This is a genomic window from Modestobacter sp. Leaf380 (genome assembly GCF_001424485.1).
Taxonomy (GTDB): domain Bacteria; phylum Actinomycetota; class Actinomycetes; order Mycobacteriales; family Geodermatophilaceae; genus Klenkia.
On sequence record NZ_LMQC01000006.1, the window covers coordinates 115,780 to 125,482 of the forward strand.

The 9,703-nt window shown below is 70.3% G+C and carries 8 protein-coding genes and 1 tRNA gene; 7 read left to right on the forward strand and 2 right to left on the reverse strand.

The window, feature by feature from the left end; all coding sequences use genetic code 11:
- The first annotated feature begins 115 nt into the window (after positions 1-115).
- On the forward strand, positions 116-1,696 hold the full coding sequence (locus tag ASG41_RS06380; RefSeq protein WP_056291433.1) for a hypothetical protein: 1,581 nt from the start codon (positions 116-118) through the stop codon (positions 1,694-1,696).
- Between the two features lie 358 nt (positions 1,697-2,054).
- Positions 2,055-3,245 (forward strand): fibronectin type III domain-containing protein, encoded by a 1,191-nt coding sequence (locus tag ASG41_RS06385; RefSeq protein WP_056291435.1) that lies wholly within the window; start codon positions 2,055-2,057, stop codon positions 3,243-3,245.
- A 136-nt stretch (positions 3,246-3,381) separates the two neighbouring features.
- On the opposite strand, the gene ASG41_RS06390 is transcribed toward ASG41_RS06385, so the two are convergent.
- Complete coding sequence (locus ASG41_RS06390; protein WP_056291438.1) at positions 3,382-4,512, reverse strand: glycosyltransferase family 1 protein; 1,131 nt, start codon at positions 4,510-4,512, stop codon at positions 3,382-3,384.
- A gap of 123 nt (positions 4,513-4,635) precedes the next feature.
- On the opposite strand from ASG41_RS06390, the gene ASG41_RS06395 reads away from it, so the two are divergent.
- The 5 genes from ASG41_RS06395 to ASG41_RS06415 all read left to right on the forward strand — a co-directional run bounded on the left by ASG41_RS06395 (position 4,636) and on the right by ASG41_RS06415 (position 8,116).
- A tRNA-Ser gene (locus ASG41_RS06395) sits at positions 4,636-4,722 on the forward strand.
- Positions 4,723-4,917: 195 nt separating this feature from the next.
- Positions 4,918-5,724 carry an adenylate/guanylate cyclase domain-containing protein gene (locus ASG41_RS06400; protein ID WP_056291440.1) on the forward strand — a complete coding sequence of 269 codons (807 nt, stop codon included), beginning with the start codon at positions 4,918-4,920 and terminating at the stop codon, positions 5,722-5,724.
- Between the two features lie 152 nt (positions 5,725-5,876).
- On the forward strand, positions 5,877-6,626 hold the full coding sequence (locus ASG41_RS06405; RefSeq protein ID WP_056291442.1) for a hypothetical protein: 750 nt from the start codon (positions 5,877-5,879) through the stop codon (positions 6,624-6,626).
- Positions 6,627-6,743: 117 nt separating this feature from the next.
- On the forward strand, positions 6,744-7,160 hold the full coding sequence (locus tag ASG41_RS06410; RefSeq protein WP_157519099.1) for a hypothetical protein: 417 nt from the start codon (positions 6,744-6,746) through the stop codon (positions 7,158-7,160).
- Between the two features lie 2 nt (positions 7,161-7,162).
- A complete protein-coding gene (locus tag ASG41_RS06415; protein WP_056291447.1) occupies positions 7,163-8,116 on the forward strand; it encodes an HAD family hydrolase in 954 nt (317 codons plus the stop codon).
- A 208-nt stretch (positions 8,117-8,324) separates the two neighbouring features.
- Here the strand turns inward: ASG41_RS06415 and ASG41_RS06420 are convergent, their stop codons facing one another.
- Positions 8,325-9,344, reverse strand: a complete 1,020-nt coding sequence (locus ASG41_RS06420; RefSeq protein ID WP_056291449.1) for a DUF3800 domain-containing protein — start codon at positions 9,342-9,344, stop codon at positions 8,325-8,327.
- Between the last annotated feature and the right edge of the window lie 359 nt (positions 9,345-9,703).

Here is a 9,703-nt window from a genome sequence, read left to right on the forward strand (position 1 = left end):
CCTGCACCAGGCCCGCGGCGAGGGTGCCTCACCGCCCCACCTGCGTGGTCTGGTCTCGCAGCTGTCGCACGGCAGCGCGCGCCCGGCGTCCCGGGCCGACCGGGGGAGCCCGCCCATGCCCGTCTCGTCCTCGTCCCGCCGCGTGCTCGGCCTCCTCGCCGCCGGCACGATCGGGGTGTCCGGCGCCCTGCTCGGGTCGATCGGTGTCGCGTCCGCCGCTCCGGCCCCCGTCCCCACCCCCGTCGTGGACGGGAGCGACGGTGACCAGGTGCTCGCGGAGACGACCGCGGCCGCGTCCACCGTCTCCTTCGCCGTGCCCGCGGGCGTCTGCGCGGTGCGGTTCGCCGTCGCGGGCGGCTCGGGCGCCGTCGCCGGGTCCCAGGGCGGCGCCGCCGGACTGGTCGCCACCACGGTGCGGGCGAGCGTCGGCCAGTCCTTCACCCTCGTCGGTGGCGACGCGGCGATCCCGCCCGGGGTGGACGGGCAGCAGTCCACCGTCACCGGTGGCAACGGGTTCAGCATCACCGCCGCCGGCGGGTCCGGGACCTCGACGCCCAGGGCCGCCAACTCCCTCAGCCCGAACGCCGTCTCCATCGAGGCCGACAACGCCGTGGACGGCTCGACGGCCGGGACCCAGTTCGCCGGTGGACCCGGCGTGTCCCTGGCGGTGGGCGTGGCCTGCCCGAAGGCGCCGGAGTCCGTCTCGGCCCGTGGCGCGGACGGTTCGGTGCAGCTGCGGTTCTCCGTGCCGGTGGACGACCCGGACGAGCCCCTCGACGACGACCTCTCCTTCATGGTGTCGGTCGACGGCGGGAGCTTCCGGTCGCTCCCCGTCACGTCCGTCGACCCGACGATCCGCGAGGTCGCCGGCACGGTCGGCGGGCTGACCAACGGCACGCCGCACACGTTCGCGGTGCGGACCGTCTCCTACATCGGGTCCAGCGCACCGACGACGACGCGGACCGCCACCCCGTACCTGCCCATCGGGGCGCCGCAGGGGCTGACGGTGACCCGCACGGACACGACGGCGACGGTGTCGTTCTCCGCGCCGACCACTGCGGGGACCTACGCCCTGGATGGCTACAGCGTCGGGTACGGCGGTCGGGAGATGGGGGACGAGGCGTGCCGTCTGCCCGTCGGGGTCACCACGTGCACGTTCCCGCTCCCCGCAGGTGCTGACGTGAGCATCACGGTGTTCGCCCTGGATGCCGGGTTCCAGTCGAGCCTCCCGGCCACCGTGCAGTCACCTCCCGTCGTGCCGGCGACCGTGCCGACGAAGGACGACGGCGACATCACGGGCCCGGCGGGCCCGATCACCGCGGTGCAGGCCGGGCAGGAGCTGACCCTGCAGGGGCTCGGGTTCGCGCCGCTCTCGACCGTGCAGCTGACCCTCTTCTCCGCTCCGGTCAGTCTGGGGACCACCGTCACTGACGCCGACGGCAGGTTCTCCGTGCGGGTGACGCTGCCGGCGGGTCTCACGGCGGGCACCCACACCCTGGTGGCCACGGGCATCAACCCCGACGGGACCACCCGCTACCTGGTCACCACGGTGACCGTGGCTGCCTCCGGCGACGGTGTCGCCGGGGCCCCCGCTCTGGCCGCCACCGGCGCCGACACCGCCGTCCCGTTGGCCGGGGGTGTGGCGGCGTTGCTGGTCGGTGCCGGCCTGCTCGTCGGTGCGCGCCGCCGCAGCTGACCCACCCGTAGGCCCGACGGCCCCGTCCCCATCCGGGGGCGGGGCCGTCCTCGTGTCCTCCTTCGGCCGGGACGGGGTGAACCGGCCGTTCCGCTCGATCCCAGCTGAGAACTGGGCACGTTGCGCCGAGGAGTGCGGAGTCACGGCGCCTGATGACGGCCTCTCGTCGGCAGCCTGTGGGCAGAACATGACCGTGGATCGCCGATTCCCTAGGCAGGTAACGATCGCATAACGCGACATCCCACCTGTGCGTCGCGTGAGCGGCCGGTGACGAGCCGCATGGTCTGGTTCCTCCGCCACCGGGTCCCGGCGGCACGAGCCCGGGGTCCCCGGGTCCTCACGGGGGAGCCCCGCACACATGCGCTTCACATCTCCGTCCCGTCGTGCGCTCGGCCTGCTGGCCGCCAGCACGATCGCGATGTCCACCGCCGTGCTCGGCGTCTCCGGTGTGGCCTCGGCCGAGCCCGACACCACGGTGACCAGCCCCGCGTCGGAGCCGACGGCTGCTGACGAGGAGACGGAGAGCCCGGTCGAGGCCGCTCTCCCGAGTGCGCTGTACCTGAACCCGATCGCCGCGCGTGACTCGGCGCTCGAGCTGAACTTCGTCGACCAGAACACTGGGGCCGACGTCTCGACGGGCTACCAGGTCAGCCTCAACAACAACGACTGGGTCGCCCTTGCCGGGACGACCGTCCGCAACGGCCGGACGTTCGCCACGGTCAACGGCCTGGTGAACGGCACGAGCTACAGCGTCAAGGTGCGGGCGGTCAACGCCACGGGCTACGGCCCCGAGAGCAACGCCGAGACCGGCACGCCGGTCGCGGCCCTCGCCGCACCGACGAACGTCGTCGCCACCGCCGGCCCGGGTTCGCTGCGCGTGACCTGGGACGCTCCCGCCGGTTCCACCGGGTGGATCGTCTCGGCCCTGCCCGGCGCCGACCCCCAGAGCTCGCAGGGTCTGGTCCTCTGCGAGGCCACCGGCACCGAGCGGGCCTGCACCCTGGCCGTCCCCGCGGGCACCGAGTACTCCGTGGGTGTCCGGGGCAGCGACGCGAACGGCACCGGCCAGGCTGCGTTCGTCCTGTCGCCGGTCGTGCCCGCGCTGACGACCCCCAGCGCGGTGCCGACCAAGGACGACGGTGACATCAAGGGCCCGGCCGGCCCGATCACCGCCGTCGGGGCTGGCCAGAGCCTGGTTCTCACCGGCGACGGCTTCCTCGCCGGGTCGACCGTCAAGCTGACGGTCTTCTCCACGCCGGTCGACCTGGGCTCGGTCCTGGTCGCCTCCGACGGGACCTTCAGCGCCACGGTGACCGTGCCCACCTCGCTGACGAACGGGACGCACAGCCTGGTCGCGACCGGTGTCGCGGCCGATGGATCCACCCGCAACCTGGTCATCACGGTGACCGTCTCCGGCGGCGTCGCGGTCGTCTCCGGGCCCCAGCTGGCGAACACCGGCTTCGACACGGCCGTCCCGCTGACCGGTGGGGCGCTCGCCCTGCTGGCCGGTGCGGGGCTGCTGGTCGGCGCCCGTCGCCGCAGCAACTGACCCACCCGTAGGGCCGACGGCCCCGTCTCCCACCCGGGAGGCGGGGCCGTTCGGCGTCCGGGGCGCGCGTCGAGAGGGCAGAACGGCAACGGCGCCACGCTCGGGGACGGCGTGTCGACGGTGTCGACCTGCGGTCTCAGGCGGACAGCGTGCGGACGTCGGAGACGCCCAGGACCCGCTCGTAGTGGCCGATGAGCTCGTCACCGAGTCGGCCCCACGTGCGGTGCGCGACGGAGGTGCGGGTGCGGGCGGCGGCAGCGCGGAGGGTGAGCCGGTCGTCGCGCAGGCCCTCCACCTGGGCGGCGAGCACGTGCGGGTCGTCGCCGGCCCACAGCCAGCCGTTCTCGCCGTGGCGAACCAGGTCCAGCGGGCCGCCCGAGGCCGCGACCAGCGCCGGGACGCCGGCGGCGAGCGCCTCCTGCACGGCCTGGCAGAACGTCTCGTCGGCGCCGGGGTGCACCAGCAGGTCCAGTGAGCTGACCAGGGCGCCGAGGTCGGAGCCGGTGACCCGGCCGGCGAACACCGCCCGGGGGAGGGCGCGCTGCAGTGCCCGGCGCTGCGGCCCGTCGCCGACGACGACCAGCCGGACGCCCGGCAGCTGCGACAGCGGTCCGAGCAGGTGCAGCCGCTTCTCCACCGCCAGCCGTGCCACCGTGCCGACCAGCAGCTCGCCGCGCGGGGCCAGGTCGGCGCGCAGCTGCGCCGATCGCTGGCGCGGTGCGAACTGCTCCAGGTCCACCCCGCGCGCCCACAACGCCAGCGGCCCGATGCCGTGCGCCCGCAGCAGGGCCAGCGTGGCCGAGGAGGGCGCCAGTGTCAGCGCCGCCCGGTCGTGCACCGAGCGCAGCCACCGCCACGTCGTCGTCGAGCCGCCGGGCACTCGGTAGCGGCTGGCGTAGGCGGCCAGGTCAGTCTGGAACACCGCGACGGCCGGGATGCCGCGCTGCTGGGCGGCCCGCGCCGCGGCCGAGCCGAGCACCGCCGGCGAGGCCAGGTGGACGACGTCCGGGCGGACCTCGTCGAGCAGGTCGCCCACCTCGGAGGTGGGCGCGGCCAGGGGCAGCTCCCGGTACCGGGGCAGCCGCACCGCCCGGACGGCGTGCACCGGCACCCGAGCCCCGCAGCGGGACTCGTAGGAGGCGCCCGACGGCGCGATGACCACGGGTTCGTGGCCGCGCAGGGCCAGGTGGTCCGCGGCGCGCAGCACCGAGGTGACCACGCCGTTGACCGCGGGGGTGAAGGTCTCGGACACCAGGGCGACGCGCATGGCACCACGACACCGTCCCCACATCGCCGGACGGTGACCAGCGGCTGACGCGTCAGCGCCGACCCGGCGACGATCACGGGCCCCCGGGCCGGCCGCGGCCGCGGGATAGGGTCGTCGGCGCCGGGAGGGCTCGCCTAGTGGCCGATGGCGGCGGTCTTGAAAACCGCTATGGGGTAACACCCATCGTGGGTTCGAATCCCACGCCCTCCGCTCTGACCTGCGACTTCGTGGGATGTATGTCGGTGCCGACTCGGCGGATCGAGGGTTGCGCTGACGGATGCGCTGACGCCGGACACCGTCTGGACGGCTAGGCAGCCGTCTGATCGACCCGCGCAACGAGCGGTCCTTGGCAGACAGTGGCCGAGAACACGTGGCCGGGGAGCCGTCGGCAGATAGGTTGGCGAAGTGGCGGTTGACTACCCCTTTCACTCGCTTGAGGACTTCCTGACGGCCACGAACGCGCACGTGGATGCCCAACTTGATGACGGTTGGGGTGCAACGTTCCCCGTCAAGGGCAGGGAGATCGAGGCGACCGTTCTCTTCGCCGACATCGCAGGCTTCTCAGGCCGGACCGTGGACCTCACGCCCACGGAGACGCTGATCTTCGTGAACAACTTCTTCGCCTGGGTGACGGCCGAAGCGCTCCGTGGCAGGCCCGGGATCGTAGACAAGTACATCGGCGACGAACTGATGGTTGTCTTCTCGACCGAGTTCGGCTCAAGCGACCCGTTCGCGGACGCGATCAAGGCCGCCCACGCGATGAGCGAGAACGACTTCCTGGCCTACAGGCCCCACATCGGGATCGCGTCCGGTCCCTGCATTGTCGGGTACGTGGGCACGCCGCTTCGGTACAGCGCATCGGTCTTCGGCGCCCCCGTGGCGATGGCCGCACGGTGCGCGGGCGTGAAGCCTCAGGCAGACAAGTACTACTCGACCTCGATAGTGAGCCCGGCCAGCGAGTGGGAGGGCCGTGATCTCGAAGATTTGATCGTCCGCAAGACGTTCGAGAATCTGGATGGCTCGGTAGAGACCGACGACAGTTGGGTCCTCGAAGAGGCGCGGCTCGTCCCGATGAAGAACCTCCCCGACACGACCATCCGCGAACTGGTGAACTATGGCTTCAGGAGCCCCACCCAGAGCGCCACTGACCGTGCCCGGGCCTCGCTCAGGTCTCTCCAGGAGAACAACCGGTACTGGCCAAAGGCACCTTGAGCCAGGAGAACCTCTGAGCCCGGATGTCGGTTCGCTAGCGCCTTCCGTCACCCTCCCCAGCGCGGGTAGATGCGCTAACCAGGGCCACCGCCCAAAGCCCAGTCGACCCGCACGTCTGCCTTGGCTCCATTGAGCGCGCATAATCACGCTCCGTGAGCGTGCCTTTCCGCGAGCGGGTCGGCTGGATCCCCACGGACGCCGAGGTTCTCGACCACGGCTTCGACTTTCGACCGGCCTGGTGGCAGCACCGGCCACAGGACCGGTCTTGGGCGGACTTCCTGACCACGCTCCCTGCCGCCCGCAAGCAGCGCCGTAGCCCGGATTGGCGGCACGTCACTCGCGGTGACCTCTTGCGCGCGCCCGAGACCGGTCCCCGCCCATACGGCGCACTGCTGCTCGGCGGATACGTATGGGGCACCGGTGATCTCGGCTTCCGGGTTGGACGCCGCGCCCAGGTGTTCACCGACGCGAGGACCACGGCCAACGACGTCACGAACCGGCTGGCTGGGGCGGTGCAGGGGATGCGTAACGACGGCCCAGGCGCCGGGTACTCCACGCTGCTCCGACATCAGGACAACTGGCTCCGCCACCTTGGCCCGTCCTTCTTCACCAAGTTCCTCTACTTCGCCGATGCTGATGGGGCCACCGGAGACGTGGGGCGCGCCCTGATCCTGGACCAGTTCGTGGCCATCGGGCTCAACTACCTGGAGGGCTGGAACCTCGACGAGACCGGTCCCTGGCCGGTCTCGTCCTACGAGCGGTGGTTGGACTACGCCCACCACGCGGCGGCGGAGCCGGATGGGCCAGGGAGCGGCGCTGTACGCGCAGATGCCATCGAGATGGCCGTCTTCCTGCTCGGTCGTCGGATCAGTAATGTGCGTCGGGGCCGGTCAGCGGGGTAGTTGATCGGTGGATGACGGCGGCAACAGACGGAAGTCCATCGGCGGCTTCGACGTGATCCCTCACCGACGCCGTGAGTCTGCCGGGCGATGTCTCTGGGGGTGGATAGCGTGCCAGTCATGACCTCGGTTGTTCGCGAGCCCGCTGTGGAGTTGAGCGCCGACAGGATCGCGGAGGCGTGCGCGGCCGCTTGGCAGCGACTCGGTGAGAGCGTTCAGCGGCTGCGGCTCACGGGGGATCAGTGGTCGGCGGAGGACGAGGATCCCGCAGACCTCGCACATGACGCTGGCACGCTGCACGCGGTTCTCGTGCCCGCGCTACGTCGGGTCGAACTGGTGCTGGACGAGCAGGCCCCTTTCGCTGCGGTGCGCCATGACTTGAGCCGCTGGTTGGAGTCGGGCTGGGAAGTATCGGCCCTCACGCCGTTGGACCGCCTAGGAGAGGCCCACACGACGCTCCGGGGGTTGGCCCTTGTCCTGCAGGGCTGCTGGCTGCGCGACAGCCAGGTGCGCTTCACGTCGGGAGAGACCCCCTAGCGATGCCCCCACCCCTCTACATCCAGACGACCATCGCGTTCATCTGGGACTTTGACCGGACCCTCATCCCGGGGTACATGCAGAATCCCCTCTTCGAGACTTACGGCGTCGATGCCAGCCTTTTCTGGAAGGAGGTCAACGGCCTCGTCGATCACTACGGCGATCAGGGGCTGATGGTCTCCAAGGACACGGCCTATCTGGGCCACATCCTGTCCTACGTGGCAGCGGGAAAGTTCCCCGATCTGAGCAACGAGCGCCTCCGCGATTTCGGCGCCCAGATCGAACTGGCGCCCGGCATGCCGGACTTCATGACCCGGACTCGAGCCTTGGTGGCTCGCGATCCTTACGCCCACCACGGGATCAAGGTCGAGCACTACATCCTGTCCACGGGGCTTCGGCAGATGATCTACGGGACCCCGTTCGCCGACGTCGTTGAGGGAGTGTGGGGCTCCGAGTTAATCCCCGACCCCCCGCCGCCCGGCTACCTCACCCACCCACCGTCAGATGATGCTCGTACCGGCGTGGTGTCCCAGGTCGGGTACACGATCGACAACACGACTAAGACCCGGGCGATCTTCGAGATCAACAAGGGGGTCAACCACGACCCGGAGATCGACGTGAACGGGGTCCTGGCCCCCGAGGAGCGTCGCGTGCCGTTCAAGAACATGATCTACGTCGCGGACGGGCCCAGCGATGTCCCAGTGTTCTCCCTCGTCGGCAAGATGGGCGGGAAGACCTTCGGCGTCTACACCCTTGGCGAGCACAGCAACTACGAAGGCGTGAAGACGCTCTCGGCCCAGGGCCGCATCATGGGGATGGGGGAGACGAACTACAACGAGGGCAGTCCGTCGGACCTGTGGCTCATGTCCACGCTGAAGGAACTCGCAGACGAGATCGTTCACGATCGTGAGCGGGCACTGGCCAGCGTCCCCGGCGTTCCGGGGCATGTGACCTAAGGCTTCTCCCCGGTCGGTGCGAGCCCCTCGTGCTGACAGCCAGCGCCCTCTGAGGGCTCGTGCGGGGGGCCGGTGCCCGGCCGCCGCCGAAGGGCTGCGCGATGCTCGTGTACGAGCCGACAGCAGGCCCATGGCCACTGTGCTCGGGCGAGCCCGCCCGGGCCGGAGGTAGGGAAACACGGTCCGCAGGCACAACGAGACGTCGACGCTATGCCGTGACCCATGGGTAGCCGTCGAGAGACGCAGCGACCAGCCTCACGACCCACGGGTGCGTGAGATCTCGGAACCGCGCAGAGGCATCCTGGAGCGGCCTTCCGGTGGCTTCGGCTACTGCCCAAGCGCGTACGGCTCCGACGACCACATCGGCTACTTGGAGACGTGCGTGCTCCTTGGAGTCCGCATCGGCCACCAGTTGGCCCGGAGCGATGCGGAGCCGAGCCAGATTCTGCCCTGGCCTGACCGGATCGGGGAACTCATCCAGGCGGTAGAGGACCTCCATCCATCGCTCCATAACCTCGGAGTGATCATGCAGCACGGCGAAGTCCTGTTCGAGGGAGTCACCCCAGGATCGGGCTAACTCGACGAAAAGGGGGAGCGCGGGGTCGAGGGGATCATTGAGCGGGTTGCCGTCCTGTGCAAGCAGCGCGTCGGGGAGGTACCTAGCCGCGAGCGGCAGCATCGTCGCCCAGTAGCCCATGCTTCCTGCGGTTGCACCCCAGGCGTCCACCGCTTGCTCGAAGGCCTGGAACTCGGCGGCCTGCGGTCGCGCGCACGCCCGGTTGAAGGCGTCGAGCACATTGGCCCACTTGCCGCGATCGCTGTGGTCCGGCGCGGTCGTGTAGAGCAAGTTGGAGGTTGCCAGGGCAGCGCCATTCTTGTAGAGGTCCACGCCTCCCTCGTGCAGCATTGGCTCTACCGTCAGGTCGACGAGTTTGCAGACCGCAGTGAATGGCTTGTAGGCCAAGGCCGCACGCACGGTCTCAGGCGTGAGGACGTCCGAGCGCAGGAGCGCTTCGACCCCTTCGCGGCTTCTGGGGGATTTCAGCCCGGAGAACTTGATCTCCGTCGTCGGATCTTGCTTGGTCACCGCGCGAAGTCTGGCCAGGCAGTCCTGGGCTTCCTCCTCTGTGAGGAGCACAGAGGCCACGACCGCTATGGGCTGGTCGGGGTCTAAGAGGTTGCCTCGCGAGTTTCCGGACTCATCGAAGGCGACAACGGGAACCGTCACGATCCCAGGAGGGTACTGACGGTTCCCGTCGTCGCACGCGCACAGGGCGGGCTACCCCGTGGCCGAGTCGAGCCGGTCGGGGCCTGGGCGCCGGTGCTTCCTGTACTGGGCTGCGATGGATTTGGCCGCCGCCCGGTGGATGCCAGCGTGGACGTGCTGATAGCGCTGGTTGGTGGCGAACTTGGTGTGACCGACGCGCTCCAGCATCACCTGCTGCGGTACGGGACTGCCCCGGGTTCGGTTGACTCCTTGCCTGTGAGACCTCGGGTCTCGCTGGAAGGATCAGAAGCGTGCCCAAGCCGTTCCCGCCGGAGTTCCGGCGCGACGTGATCGCCGTGGCCCGCAAGGGCGAGGCCTCT

Excerpts from the sequence above, each read along its gene's own strand:
- ASG41_RS06415 (WP_056291447.1), top strand. The coding sequence starts at position 7,163 with ATGCCCCCACCCCTCTACATCCAGACGACCATCGCGTTCATCTGGGAC.
- ASG41_RS06380 (WP_056291433.1), top strand. The coding sequence starts at position 116 with ATGCCCGTCTCGTCCTCGTCCCGCCGCGTGCTCGGCCTCCTCGCCGCC.
- ASG41_RS06390 (WP_056291438.1), bottom strand. The coding sequence starts at position 4,512 with ATGCGCGTCGCCCTGGTGTCCGAGACCTTCACCCCCGCGGTCAACGGC.
- ASG41_RS06385 (WP_056291435.1), top strand. The coding sequence starts at position 2,055 with ATGCGCTTCACATCTCCGTCCCGTCGTGCGCTCGGCCTGCTGGCCGCC.
- ASG41_RS06410 (WP_157519099.1), top strand. The coding sequence starts at position 6,744 with ATGACCTCGGTTGTTCGCGAGCCCGCTGTGGAGTTGAGCGCCGACAGG.